The organism is Sphingobium yanoikuyae (genome assembly GCF_013001025.1).
Taxonomy (GTDB): domain Bacteria; phylum Pseudomonadota; class Alphaproteobacteria; order Sphingomonadales; family Sphingomonadaceae; genus Sphingobium; species Sphingobium yanoikuyae_A.
Window position 1 is genome coordinate 1,699,757 of record NZ_CP053021.1, and the last position, 17,525, is coordinate 1,717,281.

Genomic DNA, 17,525 nt, shown 5'->3' on the forward strand with positions numbered 1-17,525 from the left:
GCCGGTACAGCTTGCCAACCTCTCTGATCGCTTTTCTCCTGGGTTAAGCCGCGACGGTATAGCGTGCTTCGAGCAGATCAAGCTCTCGGATAAGCTTGCGTGCGGGCTCGCTGTCCAGTTCGCGCTTGCGCACCATCCGGAAAATTTGCGCGCGTTCGGCCTTCAGCGCTGCCAGACGAAGGCGGCGCTCAATCTCTTCTGCTCGCCGCCCCAGCGCATTGTTTTCCGGGCTACCAACCCGGCTCTCGATCCTTTGCCGGTAACCATCCATAATGCGGGATGCGGTCGAGACATAGAGATCCGCGTCGCTTCGGCCCTCTGCCAGCGCATGCTGGACCTTCTCGATCTCCGCGATCGCAGCTTCTGCCGCCTTGACGCGGGCCGCATCCTCGGCCGCCTTATGGTCATGTTCGGCCGGCATCTCGAGACCTTTGAGCAGAAGGGGTAGCCCCAGGCTGGCAGCTAGCAACGACACGATGATGACGCCCATCGCCAGAAAAATAGCCAGATCTCTTGCCGGAAAGGGCGAGCCATCGTTCATTGCCAGAGGCAGTGTCAAGACACCGGCGAGCGTGATGGCGCCGCGAACGCCGGCAAAGGAGATCGCGGCGACGATCCGCCAATTGGGCGTGGAACGCCAGTCCCCTTCGCGAAAGAAGGTGAGACGAAGGGATGCCCAGACCCACAGGAAGCGAAGGGCGGCGAGCCCAAGGTTGATTGCGATGACATATATTGCCAGCCACCAAGGTTCCTGATGGCCGGTCGCGCGAACGGTTTCGGCCGAGCTGGCGAGAATGGCGGGCAGCTGCTCGCCGAGCAGCACGAAGATGACCCCGTTGGCGCTGAACTGGATCATATCCCACACTGTGTTGCGGCGTATGCGTGTGGAGCCCTCCAGTTCGCCAGTGCTTTCGACAAAGCCCATGGTGAGGCCGGCGGCGACTGCGGCCAGAATGCCGGAGCAATGGAGATGCTCGGCAAGGAGATAGGCGCCAAATGGGATGAGCAGGCTTATGAGAATCTGCGCGCCGCCCTCCTCTCCATAATGCCGTGAGACCCAGCTTTTCGCGCGCGACACAATCCAGGTGAAGCCGGCACCGATCGCGATGCCCCCGAACGCGACCCACAGGAAATTGAGCGCTGCGTCCTGGACTGAGAATGCTCCGGTTAACGCTGCGGCGATTGCAAAGCGCAGGCAGACGAGTCCGGAGGCATCGTTCAAGAGCGATTCCCCTTCGAGAATATGCATCATGCGCTTGGGGATGGAGACGCGCTGGGCGATCGCGGACACCGCGATCGGGTCGGTGGGGGAGACGACGGCGGCGAGACCGAACGCGACAGCCAACGGCATCGCCGGGACCATCCAGTGGATGAAAAAGCCCATGCCGACGACCGTAGCGACGACCAGGCCAAGGGCGAGCTCGACGATGGTCTTGCCGTCCTTGAACAGCTCTTCGCGGGGAATGCGCCAGCCATCGAGGAACAGCAACGGCGGCAGGAGCAGGAGAAAGAAAATCTCCGGATCGAGCGTGACGCGCCAGTCAGCGGCCAGCCCGATCATTGCGCCCAGGGCGATCTGAAACAGAGGTCGTGGCAGGGGCAGGGGAACCATGCGCGAGAAAATGCCGCTCAGGATGACGGCAAGCAGCAGCAGCAGGATGATCGTGATGGTTTCCAATAGTCTTCCTCACATTTGGGGCTGGATCAGACGGCCGCCTAGGACTGCCCAGGAATGGGAAGTTCGTGCCATTTTTTGCGATATCCCGGTCAGCCGCCAGCCCCTTGATGTTTTTCGCGACGTTTGACCTGGAGTGAACGCTCACATGATGATGATTGTGTGTGTTTTTAGATCATGATGCCCACCAGGATGGCATTGGCGAGATCGATGAAGAAGCCGCAGACCAGGGGCACGACGATAAAAGCCTTGGGTGCCGCACCATATTGCCGTGTGACGGCGCTCATATTCGCAATCGCTGTCGCGGTCGATCCAAGCCCTATTCCCCCGAACCCTGCGCTCATGACGGCTGCTTCATAGTCGCGCCCAAGGCAGGGGAAGAGAATGAAGATCATGAAAGCGATGGCCATTGTTATCTGCAAGCACAGGGCAACGGCGAGAAATGCGACCATGCCATCGAGAGCCCATAGCTGCAGGCTCATCAATGCCATGGTGATGAAGATGCCCAGGCTGATCTCAGAGATCAACGCGACGCCGCGTTGCATGCGTGGCCAATCCCATAACCTGCGTTTTCGCGTGGTTAGATGAGGGGTGACGCCGCGAAGGATAATGCCCGCCAGGAGGCAGCCGACAAAATCAGGAAGATTGAGGCCACTGCTCTTGATTGCCAAAGTCAAGGATTGACCAAGCAGGAGCGTGACATTGAGCCAGAAGAGCGCGAGGAGGGCACCATAATAGTCGAGGAGCGTCCGCTGCGGCTCGTGCAGCGTACCGATCTCGAGCATAGAGGCCCCTGAAACTGGGATATTGCGTGCGCGAATGAGATAGCCGGCTACAGGGCCACCGATCAGGCAGGCGGCTATCAGGCCGAACATATTGCCCGCTGTTCCGATTTCCGCGGCGTTGGCGATCCCCAGCGTTTCCACGAAATGCGGTGCCCAAGCCAGCGTAGTGCCGATCCCGCCGGTCAACGAAATCGACCCGACCATCAGTCCGGCGCGCGGATCCAGACCGAACGCGCTGGCGATCGTCATGGCAAGCAAATTCTGCAGCAAAATGAAGAGACTTGCGAGCGCGGTGAGGATTATGAGCGCCCATCCGCCGCTTCGGATCGTCCGGACGTCGGAATTGAGCCCGATGGCTGCGAAGAAATAGAGCAGCAAGGTGTCGCGGATACCGATGTCAAACTCTATCTTGCTGCCGTGCAGAAGATAAATGCCGCTGACCACAGCAGCGCAGACTATTCCCCCTATGACCGGTTCGGGAATGCTGTAGCGCTTGAAAAGATCGAAACGGCTGACGAGGGCCTTTCCCGCGAATAGCAAAAGGATCGCAATGGTCGAGGTGGTCAGGGCATCAATGTACAGCATCATCGTTCATTTTCATCGATTATCATTCACCCTGCTTTGGCTTGTGGGGCCGGCCAGAGAGTCTTCTCGGTCAGCAGGTAGAAAGCCTGCCGTCGAAGAAAATGCGGCAAAACAAAGAACTGGAGCAGCCGATCTGATGCATTCGAGTGGAACCGACTAGTCTGTTAGCGTCTGGCTCGTCCAGTCGACCACGGCGGCCGTGAAGCGCGCTGTCGCACGATCGAATGCCGCCGCGATTTCGGCCTTGCTGTTTTGGCGGGCGGGTTCTTCTTCAAGGAAGCGGTGAGAAGCCTTCATCTGCCGATCGGTTAGCGCGGTGAGGGTGGCATCGCCCGATATGAGGATCGTCGGTGGACTTTGCTTGTCGCTTTCGGGCGCATAACGGGCCTCGAAGCGGTCGAGGTTCAGTTGGAGCGCGACCGCTCCGGCGCCCCCGCCCCGCCAGGATACCATCCGGATATTGGAAGCCCGCTGATCGAACTGGCGGGTCATGGCCTGGGCGAACAAATCCGGTGCCGGTGCGACCCAGCGTGCGTCTTTGACGTACAAAACGCTGGAGCCACGGGCGGTCAATATGCGGTCGCCCTCGATCTCGGGCGCGAAGCGGATACGGGCCAGGGTGAGCGGTCGGCCCGCGGCAGGGCGTTCCGCGACCGTCGCGTTATTTTGTTCGGCAATCCCGAAGCGAAACAAGGTGTCGCGCTTGCCGCTGCTCCCTAAAAGGCCGCCGCAGCCACCAAGCAGGAGCAGCGCGGAAACGGTCAGAAGGTATCTGTAAGGCTTAACGAGAGTCATTCGGGGAGCTCCAGTTCCAGACCGCTGTCTTTACCCAAGGCCTGCCGGGGATTCTGACGGATCTGGCGGATCAGCCCGTCGAGTGAATCGGCAGTTTCACGCAGGCTGCTCATACTGGCGTTGATTGCCGGCAATGTTGTCGCGCCGATCGTCGCGCTTTGCTTGTTGACGTTGGCCAAAGCGCCGCGCGCCTCGCCGATAGCGAGTTTGAGTTCGGCCGCCGTGTCCGAGATGTCGGCAAAGGCCTTGCGGCCATCGGTGTCGGCGATGTCACGCACCGAGGCGGCCGCATGCTGGATATCCTCGGCTGCCCGATCCAGCTTACCGAGCGCGGACGCCGCATTGGCGAACATCGCCCGGTTGTCGGCGATCGCCCCGGTGGTCAGCCGGATATCGCGAAGAGTGGCGCCGAGATTCTGGATGTTCTGATCCGACAAAGCCTTGTTGACCCGTTGCAGCGCCGATGTCGCGCTCTCCACCATCTGGCCGCCGCCTTGAAGGAGCGATGACAGGGCATTGGGTTTGCTGGAAATGACTGGACGCCTGCCCCGATTGGCCCTCCGAAGCAGTTCCTTGCTCGGTGTCCCGGCGCTGATCTGCACGACGCTCACACCCGATATGCCCTGCGTTTCGGTCGAGGCGACCGAATCGATCCGCACCGGTGTCTTGTGCGTGATCTCTATATCAGTCAGGACCCGGTTGGGGTCGTTCTCGTCGAGTGTGATCCGCTGGATCTGGCCCATCTTGATGCCGTTGAACTGGACTTCGCCGCCGACACTGAGCCCGCGTACGGGCCCGCGGAAAATAACGCGATACTCATCATTTTCCTGCCCGAACCGCGTGCCGCCAAGCCACACCACGAATACGAGTCCGGCGATCAGGAGAATGATCGAGATGATCCCGACGAGGGCATAATTGGCATGGCGTTCCATCAGCGGTCCTTCGCCCCGGCGGCGGCGCGTCCGCGCGGCCCCAGGAAATAGCTTTTGATCCAGGGGTGGTCCGACTTTTCGAGTTCGGCGACCGGGGCCACGGCGACGACCTTGCGGTCGGCAATTACAGCGACTCGGTCACAGATGGCGTAAAGCGTGTCGAGATCATGGGTGATCATGAACACGGTAAGGCCGAGCGCATCGCGCAAGCTGCGGATGAGATCGTCGAACTCGCTGGCGCCGATCGGGTCTAGGCCAGCTGTGGGTTCGTCGAGAAACAGGATGTCTGGATCGAGCGCGATCGCGCGGGCTACGCCAGCGCGCTTGCGCATGCCGCCCGACAATTCCGATGGGCGCAGCGCACCGGCATTGTCGGGCAGACCGGCGAGCTTGATCTTGAGCCTGGCAAGGTCCCCGATAAGTTGCGGGGGCAGCCTGCTATGCTCCAGGAACGGCGCTTCGACATTTTCCTGGACGGTCAGGAACGAGAAAAGCGCACCCTGCTGGAACATTACGCCGATGCGCCGTTCCGCCTCGGAAAGCGCGGATGGCTCGCCGATGTCGCGGCCGAAGAGCTCGACCGAGCCGCCATCGGGTTGCCTAAGGCCGAGAATCGAGTTGAGCAGAACAGATTTTCCTGAGCCTGAACCGCCCACGACACCCAGAATCTCGCCAGGTCGGACCTCAAGGTGCAGACCTTCGTGGATGACCTTATCTCCAAAGGCAGTGTGGAGCCCCGTCACGCGGATCGGCGGCGTCTCCGGTTCGGTGCCCGGGCGGCTCACAGATCGAGCGCCATGAAAATCACCGCGAAGATCGCATCGAACATGATGACGAGGAATACCGACTGCACCACGGCGGACGTGACCTGCCGCCCAAGGCTCTGGACGTCGCCGCCGACCATCAGGCCATGTCGGCAACCAGCGGCGGCGATCACCAGCGCCAGGAACGGGGCCTTGCTCATGCCGATCCAGAAGTGGGTAATGCTGACCGTATCGAGCATGCGCTGCACGAAGAAGATCGGATGGATATCCATCGTCACCCAACTGACCAGCAGACCACCAATGATGCCGCCGATATCGGCGGCAAAAGTCATCAGCGGTATCATCAGCAAGGCGGCGAGAATGCGGGGCACGACCAGCGCGTCGAACCGGTCGACCCCCATGACCTGCATCGCATCGGTTTCCTGGTTCATCCGCATCGAGCCGATCTGGGCGGCGAACGACGAGGCGGATCGACCGGCAAGCAGGATGGCGGCGATGACCACACCGAATTCGCGAAGGATCGCCACACCGACCAGTTGCACGGTGAAGACCCCGACTCCGAGCGTCGTCAGAAGATTGGTGCCGACCAGGGCAATTACGGCGCCGATGAAGAAGGTCATCATGAAGACGATGGGAAGCGAGTTGATCCCGGCCTCCTGCATCGTCGCGACCAGCGGCGTCACGCGCAGGCGCGACGGGTGGATGAGGCTGCGCCCGAGCGCTGTCATCATTTCGCCGGTGAACACGAGCATTTCGTAGCCATCGCGCGCAATCCCGACGATTTGCCGCCCGAACCGGTGGAAGAAGGCCGGCAGACCGGTGCGGCGCACCTTTTCGGGTGATGGTTGCTCGAGTGCGGGCCGTACCAGCGTCGTCAATTGCGCGAAGTCCTCGCGCTCACCGCCGGCGACAGTCGCGTTCTCTTCCATGGCCCGCAGCAGAACCAGGGCCCCGGCCGTGTCGAGGCGGCCAAGCGCCGTGATATCCACCGTCCTGGCCTTGCGCCCGTCGAGATCCACATCGAGGCGGCGCGACGCATCACCCAGGGCTAATGCGGTCCAGTCGCCCTGGAGATGTAGCGCAACCCCATCCTCGGGGTCCTCAAGGCTATATTGTGCCAAGGTCATGGATCCGGCGCTCATCGCAGCACCTTCAGCATGACCTTGGCAGCACCACGCCCGCCGGCACTCCAGACGCCTCCGCCCGGGTCGGTGCTGGCGCCCGTGAGGCAGGTGCCGTCCACCGGACCCTTATTGCCCGAAATCTCTGGCGGCGGCCGGAACGTAAACATCTGGGCCATGCCAAACTCGAGATGGGTCCCATCGCCTTGAAACAGCCCGGTCAGGCGCTCGATCTCGAGCGGCGGCTCGATATAGCGGTCGATTGGCTTGTCGTTCATGTTGGGCGCATGGTCGCAGACCACGTTCCAAATCTTGTCGCCATCGCGCTCGGCAATGTGTTCCCTTCGCTCGCCGTCCAGATCATAGGGATATAGGGCGACCGCGGCCGGGCTGACGGATTGCTCGTTCATCGCACGAGCGCCACGCCGATCCGGAAGCGGGTCATCCGCCGATCATAGTCGAGCAGATTTTCGCCATAACCGACAAAGCTCTGGCCGAAGAGATAGAAGTCTGGTCCGCCACCCAGCAGGCGGGGGAGGGGATAGGAGATATCGGCGCTGAAGGCACCCTTGCCGCTGCCGAAATTAAACCGGGTGGAGGTGGAGAGGCGCAATCCTTTATCCTCCCCGACCTCCATAAACAGAGCGGTATTGCCGCGATACCGGCGGATATCGGGATTGTCGGACTTGTCGCCGACAAACAGCGACAGGCGAGGCGCGACCGAGAAACGATAGCCGCCCCCCAGTGGGATCGCCGCCATCGGCGCGATATAGACACTATTGATGCTGCGTGAGGCTGTCCCGTCGCGGCCGTTGGATTCGTGGCGGATGCCGCCCTGCGCGCTGAGCGAAACGCCGCTCGACAGCGTCGCCGACGGTGTCAGGTAGAACAGCTCGGGCTGATAATCGATATTCCGAAACGGGGAGGAGTCGCCGCCCAGGTCCCAGAACATGCGCTGCGAGAAGGCGAAATGGAGACCATCACGCCAGGAACGCGGTAGGCCCTCGGCGCGCCTTGTGCCGAACAATTGATATTTGAAGCTGATCTGGATCCGCGCCTCGCTGTTCGTGCCGGGGCCATAGACGGCATAGATCGGCTCATAGGCGGAAAGGTTGGCGAGAAAAGGATTGCCCGCCGATCGGTCCGATGGGGGCGCCGCCGGCTCGGATGCTGCGCGGGCTGCAGCCTGCGCGGGGGCGAGTTCGGCCTGCGCCGATTGCGTCATCGGCGCGGGCCGCAAGGCGATGGCGGTCTGCTGCGCGCTCCAGGCCGGTATGGAAAAGACCGCGCCATCCAGCGGAAGTTCGTCCGCATCCGGCAGGCGATAGCGGGCGCGCCTGAAACCATCGGGCGGGACAATCAGATCGGCCGGCATGTCCGCCGTCCGCTCCAGCCAGAGGGTACGGCGTGCGCCGTTGGCTGTAAGCTGCGCTTCGATCCGGTCGGGCAGGGGGACCGTCTGCGGTTCGGTTCCTCCATTGAGAAAGCGCACTTCGACCAGCACTGCCCCATCGGCATCTCGCTGTCCCGCGTCGCCGATCAGGATTTCCACCGGAGAGGTTGCATGTGCAGCCGGTGCCAGAGCGGTGGCAGCGCCCGCCAGCAGCCAAGGGAGGGAGCGCCCCATCATGCGCGTAGATGCTGGCCGCTATCGACGGGGATGATCGTGCCGGTGATCCGCTTCGCCGCGTCACTGACCAGAAAGGCCGCCAGCGCCCCGACATCCTCGATGTCGACCGGCTGATGCCCTGGTATTTCGGCTGCTGCGCGGGCGAGCAGTTCGTCGAACCGGTCGATGCCGCTGGCGGCGCGCGTCGCGATAGGACCAGGCGAAATGGCATGGGCGCGGATGCCTTTGGGAGCCAGCTCGGCGGCAACATAGCGAGTGGCGCTTTCCAGCGCCGCCTTCACCGGCCCCATCAGATTATAATGCTCAACCACACGCTCAGAGCCGTAAAAGGTGACGCAAAGCAGGCAGCCTCCCTCGCTCATCAGTGGCTCGGCGAGCTTGGCCATTCGCAGGAAGCTGTGGCAGGACACGTCCATCGCCATGGCAAAACCTTCGGCCGAGCTATCGACCACCCGGCCGTGCAAATCCTCCTTGGGCGCGAAGGCGATCGAGTGCAGCAGGAAGTCGAGGCCGCCCCATTGTTCTTTGACCTGCGCGAACAGCGTTTCGAGTTGGCCCGGCAAGCGCACATCGCAAGGGGCCATCCATTCCACGCCCAGCTGCTCGGCGACCGGTTCGACCCAGGCCTTGCCCTTTTCGTTCAGATAGGTCGCCGCGAGTCTGGCGCCACATCGCACGAACGCATTGGCGCACCCGGCCGCGATGCTCTTGTCATTGGCGATGCCGACGACGAGGCCGCGCTTGCCGGTGAGATCGACGAGCGGGCTCATACGCCGGTGCCGATGACATTGAGGCTATGGTGAGCGATCATACGTTCCTCATCGGTTGGAATGACCAGCACGGCGACCGGACTGTCTGGCATGCTGATCCGGGGGCCATTGCCCGCATTTGCCAATTCATCGATCTGCACGCCGAGCCATGCGAGCCGGCGGCAGATATTGCTGCGGATATCGGCGTCATTCTCGCCGATCCCGGCCGTAAAGATGAGACCGTCGATCCCGCCGAGCGAGGCGGCGAGGGCAGCGATTTCGCGGGCGACACGCCAGGCGAACAAGTCGATCGCTTCGGTCGCTTCAGGCGCCTTGCTGGCCGCGAGCGTGCGCATATCGCTGGAAATACCCGAGACACCGAGCAGCCCGGATTTCTTGTAGAATAGATCCTCGATCTCAGCCGGGCTCATGCCAAGCTGGGTCTGGAGGTGGAGGACGACACCTGGATCGATGCTGCCGCAGCGCGTACCCATCATCAGGCCGTCGAGCGCAGTGAAGCCCATGGTGGTGTCGATGCTCTTGCCGGCCTGCATCGCGCATAGGCTCGCGCCATTGCCCAGATGCGCGGCGATCACCCGGGCCCCGGCCAGCACGGGATCGATTTGCGCGAGGCGCCGGGCGATATATTCGTAGGACAGGCCATGGAACCCGTAGCGGCGGATGCCCTGGTCATGCAGCGCACGGGGGATCGCGAAGCGCGAAGCGATCTCCGGCTTGTCATGATGGAAAGCGGTGTCGAAGCAGGCCACCTGCGGCAGGTTGGGCCGTAGTGCTGCAATTGCGCGGATGGCCGCGAGGTTGTGGGGTTGGTGGAGCGGGGCCAGCGGGCACAACGCCTCCAGCTTGTCGAGCAGCGCCGCATCGATCAGGCGCGGAGCCGCGAATTCGGTTCCGCCATGCACCACCCGGTGACCGATCGCGATGATCTCGCGCCCTTTCAGCGGATGATCGGCCGCCCAGGCGAACAAATGAGCGAGCAGGTCCGCATGGGTGAGCGCTGCGCCATCCTGCCAGTCGCGTTCGAGCAGCACGCCGCCTTCGACGGAACGCACAATCATTGTCGGAGCGATGCCGATCTTCTCGATCTTGCCGCCGGCGGATAGCTGCAGCGCACCATCGCCTTCGAGCACGAACAGCGAGAATTTTATACTCGACGATCCCGAATTGAGGCTGACGACTGCCTTCATGCGCCTTGCGACTCCAGCAACCCCGGGGCAGCCTTCGTCGCGGCACGAGCGAGCAGAACCGCGACCGCGCAGGAAGCGAGCCGGGTGCGCAGGCTGTCTGCCCGGCTGGTGAGGATGATCGGCACGCGGGCGCCCAGCACCACTCCGGCCGCATCGGCGTCGCCGAGGAAGGTGAGCTGCTTGGCGAGCATATTGCCCGCTTCCAGATTGGGCACGACGAGGATCTCGGCTTTGCCGGCGACGGATGAGATAATGCCTTTTTCTTTCGCTGCGGCCTCGCTGATCGCATTGTCGAAGGCGAGGGGGCCATCGAGGACCCCGCCTGTAATCTGTCCGCGATCGGCCATCTTGCACAGCGCGGCGGCGTCCAGCGTTGACTGCATGGCAGGATTGACGGTCTCGACGGCCGCGAGGATCGCGACGCGAGGTTGTTCGATGCCGATGACATGCGCGAGGTCGATCGCGTTGCGGATGATGTCCGCTTTTCCTTCCAGCGTCGGCGCGATGTTGATCGCGGCGTCCGTGATGATCAACGGCGTCGGGTGATCGGGCACGTCCATCACATAGGCGTGGCTGATCCTGCGCTCGGTTCGCAGGCCGGTGGCGGATGCCACCACCGCGCCCATGAGTTCGTCGGTGTGAAGCGATCCTTTCATCAGCAGTTTCGCCTCGCCGGAGCGAATGAGCGCGACGGCTTTGGCCGCGGCATCATGGCTGTGGGCGGCGTCGATCAGCTGGAAGCCCGAGATATCCTTGCCAGCTTCCTCGGCAGCCTTGCGGACCCTGGTTTCGGGACCGATCAGGATCGGAACGATCAATCCGGCTTCGGCGGCTTCGATTGCGGCGGTAATTGCCGCCGCGCTACATGGATGCGCCACAGCGGTAGCCACCGCCCCCTGGCCTTCCGTGCGCTCGATCAGCCGGCGATAGCCGTCATGGTCGCGAAGGTGCACGTCGGGCAGGGCGATACGCGGCCGGCGGACCTTCTCGGTCGGTGCCCTGACCTCGGCCTGGCCGGTGATCACGTCGTCGCCGTCCTGATTGACGCAGCGGCAATCGAACAGGATATTGTGGTGATCGCGCTTCTCCGCGACAGTCACCGACGTCGTGATCGTGTCGCCCAGACCGACCGGCCGCGTGAAGCGAAGCGACTGGTTGAGATAAATGGCGCCGGGTCCCGGAAGTTCGGTGCCCAGCACCGCCGAGATCAGGCCGCCGCCCCACATGCCATGCGCGATCACGCGGTGAAATATGTCGGTTGCGGCATAGCTGGTATCGAGGTGCGCCGGGTTCACATCGCCCGAGACAAGCGCGAAGAGCTGTATATCCTGTTCGCACAGCGTGCGCGTGACGCTCGCCGTCTGCCCGACCTCGATCTCGTCATAGGTGTAGTTTTCAATCATCGGTTCGTCGCTCATCGCTCAATGCTCCAGCACATAATGGCCCGGAGCATCGCCGATCGGCGCATAGCCCTTGTCGGCATTGCCCATCGGCGGCGGGGCAATAGCTTTACCCGAGCGCGCATCCAGCCAGGCGCCCCATTCGAGCCACCAGGAGCCGTCCTTCGGCGTTGCGCGTGCCAGCCAGTCCTCGGGATCATAGGAAGGACCGTCGAGTTCGCGGGTCATCACATGGTAGCGACGGCCGCGATGGCCCGGTTCCGAGACGATCCCGGCATTATGCCCGCCGCTGGTCAGCACGAAGGTAGTCTCGGCGCTGATGAGCAAATGGATTTTGTGGACCGAATGCCAGGGTGCCACATGATCGCGTTCGGTGCCGACTACGAACAATGGTGTGCGGATGGCCGACAGGCTGATGGTCTTGCTATCGACCTTGTATCGGCCCTCGGCGAGATCGTCGTCGAGGAACAGGCGACGCAGATACTGGCTGTGCATCGCATAGGGCATACGGGTGCCGTCGGCATTCCAGGCCATCAGATCGTTCATCGGCGGGCGCTCGCCCATCAGATATTCGCCCAGGATGCGCGACCAGACAAGATCGTTGGACTTGAGGATCTGGAACGCGCCGCCCATCTGGCTGCTGTCGAGATAGCCACGGCTCCACATCATGTTCTCGAGCACGTTCAATTGCGACTCGTCGATGAACAGGCCGAGCTCGCCGGGCTCGCTGAATTCGGTCTGGGCTGCGAACATCGTGATACTGGCCATCCGATCGTCGCCATCGCGCGCCATCGCAGCCGCCGCGATCGAGAGCAACGTGCCGCCCAGGCAATAGCCGACCGCGTGAACGGTGGGCGCGCCGGTGATGGCGTTCACCGCGTCGAGCGCCGCCATTGGCCCCAACTGGCGATAGGCCTCCATATCGAGATCGCGATCTTCGCTGCCCGGATTGTGCCAGGACACCATGAACACGGTATAGCCTTGGCCGGTCAGCCATTTGACCAGCGAGTTCTCAGGCGACAGGTCGAGGATGTAATATTTCATGATCCAGGCGGGCACGATCAGGATCGGCTCGGGACGCACCGTCTCGGTCGTCGGCTCATACTGGATCAGTTCCATCAGCCGGTTGCGGAAGACGATTTTGCCCTTCGCAGTGGCGACATTTTCGCCCACCTTGAAATTCTCGGTTCCGACCGGCGGCAGGCCGCGCACGCTATGCTGCATGTCCTCCAGCAGATGCTGGAAACCCTCGATGAGGCATTTCCCGCCGGTCTCGACGATCTTGCGCTGCAGGACCGGGTTGGTCGCCAGGAAGTTGGTCGGCGCCAGCATGTCGAGCATCTGTCGTGCGCCGAATTCCACCATCTCCTGATGATGCTTCGAGACGCCGCCGATCCCGGTCGTCGCCGCGTACCACCATTGCTGGTTCAGCAGGAAAGCCTGCGAGAGGATGTTGAACGGCGGCTGCTTCCATGCCGGGTCCCGGAAGCGCCGGTCCTGCGGCAGCGGTTCGATGGCGGGCGCGGCATCGGCATCGCTGGCGCTGCGCAAGGCATAGTCGAACAGCCGGGCATATTTGCGCGCCACCTTGGCGCCCAGTTGCAGCTGCTTGCCGGGAGAGATGGAGAGATGGAGCGCCCATTCTGAGAAAGCCTGGATGAGCGTGGCCGGTGAAAGGCCGAAGGTGGCTTGCGCGATCGCGGCGACAGCCGCGCGATCCAGGGTTTCGGCGATGCCATCAAGGGGATCTGGCGATGGGTGAGCATCCGCAGCGACCATGAACTTGTACTCCAGTTGGGGATGATCTCCCCTGTGAGGCGTCACACGAAAGCTCGCATTACGTAATTATCCCCTCCGGTTTACCTTTTTGCCAAACTGCGTTGCTTCGCCAGGCCGCCATCAACTGGTTCGAGAGCGAAAGCTCGCGCCCACCCCAAACCCAGTCTCCCGCCCGGCTCGATAACGGTACTGTGTAGGATAGATATTGGCAAGTGCCATTTAGGCCAGAACCGGTTTTAGCAATGCAGCTGAACCGCCGCAGGCGGATTCCGATGGCGTAAACATTGGCGCGGCATAAGGGCCGACTCGTTGGACGAGCCGGTGCGGTATGGCCGCTTTGGTCCAAGTTTCGCTCAGAAGCACAGCTCCGAACCCTGCGCCAATACGAAACGCATAGGTATAGTTACCAATGGCGGCGTTGGCCCTCGGGGAGCAGGCCCGTCTACAGCTTCCGGCCGATCGTCGGCAGCATCGTTCTGGCGGACGTTGGCACGTTCAGCATTCTTGATCGGACAAGGAGGACGCATGACAGACTTCGAAGGAGGGGTGGCAATCGTAACCGGGGCCGCGATGGGTTTGGGCGCGGCAATTGCTCGCGAGCTTGCCGTATCCGGCGTTAGGCTGGTGCTGGGTGATCTCGACATGGACCGTGCAGATGCTCTCGCGGCGGAAATCGGTCGCGAACAGGCAATCGCCATCAGGGTCGATGTCTCGGACGCGGCGGCGGTCGAAGCCATGGTTGCCTTCGCTCTGGAAAACTTCGGCAAGCTGGACTTCGCCGTAAACAATGCCGGCGTGGGCGGCGCCTCTGCGCCTGCCGGGGAATATGCTCTCGACGAGTGGCGGCGCGTGATGAGCGTGGATCTCGACAGTGTCTTTTTCGGCATGCGCTACCAGATCCCTGCGATGCTGCGCTCGGGCGGCGGCGCCATTGTCAACATGAGTTCGATCTGCGGGATGATCGGCCTGCCGGGCACGATCGCCTATACCGCGGCCAAGCACGCAGTGGTCGGCATGACCCGGACCGCCGCGATGGACTATGCGCGGCAGGGCATCCGGATCAACGCTGTCGGCCCTGCCGTGATCGATACCCCCCTGATCCGCGCGCAGGGCGAACCCGCGGCCGAACTCGTCGAGCGGCATCCGCTCGGACGGCTCGGGCAGCCCGAGGAAGTGGCAGCTCTCGTCGCTTTTCTGCTGTCCGGCCGGGCGTCGTTCATGACTGGTGGCTACTACCCCGTCGATGGAGGCTATCTGGCCCAATAGGGTCTTCGCCTGATCGGGTGGCGGCGCGCCCAAGACCGCGCCCGCGCGCGTTTTCGCTCAGAACGAATTCTGATGTCAGAAAGGAATACTCATGTCTCGCATCGCTCTTGTCACCGGTGGCGTCAGCGGCATCGGCGCCGCTACATCGACGCTGCTTCAAAAGTCGGGTTTTACCGTCGCCGCCAATTATTTCGGCAATGACGAAGAGGCGAAAGCCTTTTCAAAAGAAACCGGTATCCCTGTCTACAGCTGGAACGTTGCCGACTTCGCCGCCAGCCAGGCCGGTGTCGCGCAGGTCGTCGCCGATTTCGGTCCGGTCGATGTGCTCATCAACAATGCCGGTATCACCCGCGACGGCACGCTGCACAAGATGACCGAGGAACAATGGCGCAGCGTCATCGATGTCGACCTGAGTGGCTGTTTCAACATGTGCCGGGCAGTTATCGAGGGGATGCGCGAGCGCCGCTTTGGCCGTATCGTCAACATCAGCTCGGTCAACGGTCTCTCCGGACAGTTTGGACAGACCAACTATGCCGCAGCCAAGGCCGGCGTTATCGGCTTCTCCAAGGCGCTGGCGCTTGAGGGCGCCGCGCGAAACATCACGGTCAACGCGATCGCGCCAGGCTATACCGATACCGAAATGGTCGCCGCAGTGCCCGAGCAGGCAATGCAGGGCATTCTCTCGGGCGTGCCGATCGGTCGGCTCGGCCATCCCGAGGAGATCGCGCGCGGGGTTCTCTACCTGGTGGCGGACGAGGCGGGGTTCATCACCGGCGCCACCCTTTCGATCAATGGCGGCAAATATATGGCCTGAACGGCCTGCACTGGAAGGACACTAATCATGGCATCCAATATCGTTCTTTGTGCGCCGGTCCGTACCGCGATCGGCGCCTATGGTGGCACCCTTAAGGATATGGCTGCGCCTGCCCTTGGGAGCATAGCCGTTCGCGAGACACTGGCACGCGCGGGCGTGGGCGGTGACACCATCGATACTGTCGTTCTGGGACAGGTCGTGCAAGCTGGCGCAAAGATGAACCCGGCTAGGCAGGCGGCCATCGGTGCCGGCATTCCGGACAATGTGCCGGCGATGACCGTCAACCGGGTCTGCGGCTCGGGCGCCCAGGCCATCGCGACTGCCGCGCAGGAAATCATGCTCGGGCTGTCCAGTGCTGCGATTGCCGGCGGGATGGAGAATATGGACCAAGCGCCCTACCTGATCGAGAAGGGCCGCTGGGGCTACCGCATGGGCGATGGCAAGCTCCATGACGCGATGCTACACGACGGTCTCAACGACGCCTTCTGCAACCAGCATTCCGGCTGGGTCACCGAAGATCTTGTCGACAGGTTCCAGATCACGCGCGAGGCGCAGGATGCCTGGGCGATGCGGTCCCAGCAGCGCTTTAGCGTTGCCCAGGCCGAAGGTAAATTCGACGCCGAGATTGTGGCGGTGGAGATAGCTGGTCGCAAAGGACCGACGATCTTCGCGCGCGACGAGCAGAACCGCGCGGACACGACGTTGGAGAGCCTCGCACGGCTGAAACCGGCCTTCCGCCCTGAAGGCAGCATTACCGCGGGTAATGCGCCCGGTCTCAACAGCGGCGCGGCGGCGATGGTCGTCGCCAGCGAGCAATGGGCGCAGCAGCATGGGGTCACGCCGCTCGGGCGTCTGGTCGCCTTTGGTGTCGGCGCTGTCGAACCTGGGATGTTCGGCCTTGGCCCGGTGCCGGCTGTCCGTCAGGCGCTCGATCGTGCGGGTTGGGCGGTGGCCGATCTCGAGCGGGTCGAGATCAATGAGGCGTTTGCGGCCATTGCGATCGCCGTCACCCGGGAACTTGGCCTCCCCGAGGACATCGTCAATGTCGAAGGCGGCGCCATCGCCCATGGCCATCCGATCGGCGCGACGGGCACGGTGCTGACGACGCGCCTGCTGCAGTCGATGCGTCGCGACGGACTGAAGCGTGGCCTGGTGACGCTCTGCATCGGCGGCGGGCAGGGGGTTGCGCTTCTCCTCGAGAGCGTGTCCTGAACTACGCCGATTCGCATGCGATGACAATGTCGGCGCAGGTGTCCGGCGCGATGGATAATCCAGGCGCCGGTCCCTCCGCGCATCAACGCCTGGCCATCGTTGGCATCGAGAAGTCCTATGGCAAACGCAAGGTCATCCAGGGCATTTCGCTGACGGTGGGTGCTGGCGAGATCGTCGGCCTCCTGGGCCCCAATGGCGCTGGCAAGACCGTGTGCTTCTACGCCATTGTCGGTCTGACGCCGATCGACGCGGGCAGCGTGCTGCTGAACGGGGAAGATATAACCGCCATGACAATGGATCGCCGTGCGCGGCGGGGGCTTGGATATCTTCCTCAGGAAGCATCGATCTTCCGGGGCATGACCGTGGCGCAGAACATCATGGCGGTGCTGGAGGCGACTACCGAAGATGGCGCCTCTGCCCATGAGAATCTCGAACAGCTTCTGGCCGAGTTCAACATTGTCCATGTTCGCGACACCCCTGCCATGGCGCTGTCGGGCGGCGAGCGTCGGCGCTGCGAGATCGCCCCGGCGATGGCGGCCGGACCCGCGATCATGTCGCTTGATGAACCGTTCGCCGGCATCGACCCGCTGTCGATCGTCGATATCAAACTCATGGTGCGCGACCTCAAGCATCGCGATGTCGGGGTCCTGATCACCGACCACAACGTCCATGAAATGCTCGAACTGATCGACCGTGTTTATGTCATCCATGAGGGCAAGGTTCTCTTCGAGGGTGTTCCGCAGGCCGTGCTGCGTGATCCTGAAGTCAGGCGCCTATATTTAGGCGAGAACTTCCTCCCGTGACGTCCCG

The 17,525-nt window shown here is 62.6% G+C and carries 16 protein-coding genes; 4 read left to right on the plus strand and 12 right to left on the minus strand.

Features of this window, described 5'->3' with window-relative positions:
• Positions 1-43 precede the first annotated feature (43 nt).
• The 12 genes from HH800_RS08575 to HH800_RS08630 form a co-directional block, all read right to left on the minus strand.
• Complete coding sequence (locus tag HH800_RS08575; protein WP_066856570.1) at positions 44-1,678, minus strand: Na+/H+ antiporter; 1,635 nt, start codon at positions 1,676-1,678, stop codon at positions 44-46.
• A gap of 167 nt (positions 1,679-1,845) precedes the next feature.
• Positions 1,846-3,048, minus strand: coding sequence for a sodium/glutamate symporter (gltS, locus tag HH800_RS08580; RefSeq protein WP_010338707.1), 1,203 nt, complete (start codon positions 3,046-3,048; stop codon positions 1,846-1,848).
• Positions 3,049-3,201: 153 nt separating this feature from the next.
• Entirely contained in the window at positions 3,202-3,840 is a 639-nt protein-coding gene (locus HH800_RS08585; protein WP_080572854.1) for an ABC-type transport auxiliary lipoprotein family protein, read from the minus strand.
• Positions 3,837-4,772, minus strand: a complete 936-nt coding sequence (locus HH800_RS08590; RefSeq protein ID WP_010338709.1) for an MlaD family protein — start codon at positions 4,770-4,772, stop codon at positions 3,837-3,839. Before HH800_RS08590 ends, HH800_RS08585 begins: the two co-directional genes overlap by 4 nt.
• Positions 4,772-5,557: an ABC transporter ATP-binding protein gene (locus HH800_RS08595; protein WP_010338710.1), complete on the minus strand. Its 786-nt coding sequence runs from the start codon at positions 5,555-5,557 to the stop codon at positions 4,772-4,774. Before HH800_RS08595 ends, HH800_RS08590 begins: the two co-directional genes overlap by 1 nt.
• A complete protein-coding gene (locus tag HH800_RS08600; RefSeq protein ID WP_235682060.1) occupies positions 5,554-6,678 on the minus strand; it encodes an MlaE family ABC transporter permease in 1,125 nt (374 codons plus the stop codon). The genes HH800_RS08595 and HH800_RS08600 overlap by 4 nt, the downstream gene beginning before the upstream one ends.
• Positions 6,675-7,067, minus strand: coding sequence for a hypothetical protein (locus tag HH800_RS08605; RefSeq protein WP_010338712.1), 393 nt, complete (start codon positions 7,065-7,067; stop codon positions 6,675-6,677). The genes HH800_RS08600 and HH800_RS08605 overlap by 4 nt, the downstream gene beginning before the upstream one ends.
• On the minus strand, positions 7,064-8,287 hold the full coding sequence (locus HH800_RS08610) for a phospholipase A (RefSeq protein WP_066856573.1): 1,224 nt from the start codon (positions 8,285-8,287) through the stop codon (positions 7,064-7,066). The genes HH800_RS08605 and HH800_RS08610 overlap by 4 nt, the downstream gene beginning before the upstream one ends.
• Positions 8,284-9,057, minus strand: a complete 774-nt coding sequence (gene fabI / locus HH800_RS08615) for an enoyl-ACP reductase FabI (RefSeq protein WP_169860761.1) — start codon at positions 9,055-9,057, stop codon at positions 8,284-8,286. The genes HH800_RS08610 and fabI overlap by 4 nt, the downstream gene beginning before the upstream one ends.
• The gene (locus HH800_RS08620) at positions 9,054-10,244 is read right to left on the minus strand and encodes an acetate/propionate family kinase (RefSeq protein WP_169860762.1); all 1,191 of its coding nucleotides are present in this window, start codon (positions 10,242-10,244) and stop codon (positions 9,054-9,056) included. Before HH800_RS08620 ends, fabI begins: the two co-directional genes overlap by 4 nt.
• Positions 10,241-11,662, minus strand: a complete 1,422-nt coding sequence (locus HH800_RS08625; RefSeq protein ID WP_010338716.1) for a bifunctional enoyl-CoA hydratase/phosphate acetyltransferase — start codon at positions 11,660-11,662, stop codon at positions 10,241-10,243. Before HH800_RS08625 ends, HH800_RS08620 begins: the two co-directional genes overlap by 4 nt.
• A gap of 3 nt (positions 11,663-11,665) precedes the next feature.
• The gene (locus tag HH800_RS08630; protein ID WP_010338717.1) at positions 11,666-13,423 is read right to left on the minus strand and encodes a PHA/PHB synthase family protein; all 1,758 of its coding nucleotides are present in this window, start codon (positions 13,421-13,423) and stop codon (positions 11,666-11,668) included.
• 525 nt (positions 13,424-13,948) lie between these two features.
• On the opposite strand from HH800_RS08630, the gene HH800_RS08635 reads away from it, so the two are divergent.
• The 4 genes from HH800_RS08635 to lptB all read left to right on the plus strand — a co-directional run bounded on the left by HH800_RS08635 (position 13,949) and on the right by lptB (position 17,518).
• Positions 13,949-14,689, plus strand: coding sequence for an SDR family NAD(P)-dependent oxidoreductase (locus HH800_RS08635; RefSeq protein ID WP_029547887.1), 741 nt, complete (start codon positions 13,949-13,951; stop codon positions 14,687-14,689).
• Between the two features lie 91 nt (positions 14,690-14,780).
• Positions 14,781-15,503 (plus strand): acetoacetyl-CoA reductase, encoded by a 723-nt coding sequence (phbB, locus tag HH800_RS08640; RefSeq protein WP_010338719.1) that lies wholly within the window; start codon positions 14,781-14,783, stop codon positions 15,501-15,503.
• Between the two features lie 27 nt (positions 15,504-15,530).
• The gene (locus HH800_RS08645; protein ID WP_010338720.1) at positions 15,531-16,715 is read left to right on the plus strand and encodes an acetyl-CoA C-acetyltransferase; all 1,185 of its coding nucleotides are present in this window, start codon (positions 15,531-15,533) and stop codon (positions 16,713-16,715) included.
• A 20-nt stretch (positions 16,716-16,735) separates the two neighbouring features.
• A complete protein-coding gene (gene lptB / locus HH800_RS08650) occupies positions 16,736-17,518 on the plus strand; it encodes an LPS export ABC transporter ATP-binding protein (protein ID WP_010338721.1) in 783 nt (260 codons plus the stop codon).
• Positions 17,519-17,525: the final 7 nt, after the last annotated feature.

Excerpts from the sequence above, each read along its gene's own strand:
- gltS (WP_010338707.1), bottom strand. The coding sequence starts at position 3,048 with ATGATGCTGTACATTGATGCCCTGACCACCTCGACCATTGCGATCCTT.
- HH800_RS08585 (WP_080572854.1), bottom strand. The coding sequence starts at position 3,840 with ATGACTCTCGTTAAGCCTTACAGATACCTTCTGACCGTTTCCGCGCTG.
- HH800_RS08590 (WP_010338709.1), bottom strand. The coding sequence starts at position 4,772 with ATGGAACGCCATGCCAATTATGCCCTCGTCGGGATCATCTCGATCATT.
- HH800_RS08600 (WP_235682060.1), bottom strand. The coding sequence starts at position 6,678 with ATGAGCGCCGGATCCATGACCTTGGCACAATATAGCCTTGAGGACCCC.
- HH800_RS08605 (WP_010338712.1), bottom strand. The coding sequence starts at position 7,067 with ATGAACGAGCAATCCGTCAGCCCGGCCGCGGTCGCCCTATATCCCTAT.
- HH800_RS08610 (WP_066856573.1), bottom strand. The coding sequence starts at position 8,287 with ATGATGGGGCGCTCCCTCCCTTGGCTGCTGGCGGGCGCTGCCACCGCT.
- fabI (WP_169860761.1), bottom strand. The coding sequence starts at position 9,057 with ATGAGCCCGCTCGTCGATCTCACCGGCAAGCGCGGCCTCGTCGTCGGC.
- HH800_RS08620 (WP_169860762.1), bottom strand. The coding sequence starts at position 10,244 with ATGAAGGCAGTCGTCAGCCTCAATTCGGGATCGTCGAGTATAAAATTC.
- HH800_RS08625 (WP_010338716.1), bottom strand. The coding sequence starts at position 11,662 with ATGAGCGACGAACCGATGATTGAAAACTACACCTATGACGAGATCGAG.
- HH800_RS08630 (WP_010338717.1), bottom strand. The coding sequence starts at position 13,423 with ATGGTCGCTGCGGATGCTCACCCATCGCCAGATCCCCTTGATGGCATC.
- HH800_RS08635 (WP_029547887.1), top strand. The coding sequence starts at position 13,949 with ATGACAGACTTCGAAGGAGGGGTGGCAATCGTAACCGGGGCCGCGATG.
- phbB (WP_010338719.1), top strand. The coding sequence starts at position 14,781 with ATGTCTCGCATCGCTCTTGTCACCGGTGGCGTCAGCGGCATCGGCGCC.
- HH800_RS08645 (WP_010338720.1), top strand. The coding sequence starts at position 15,531 with ATGGCATCCAATATCGTTCTTTGTGCGCCGGTCCGTACCGCGATCGGC.
- lptB (WP_010338721.1), top strand. The coding sequence starts at position 16,736 with ATGACAATGTCGGCGCAGGTGTCCGGCGCGATGGATAATCCAGGCGCC.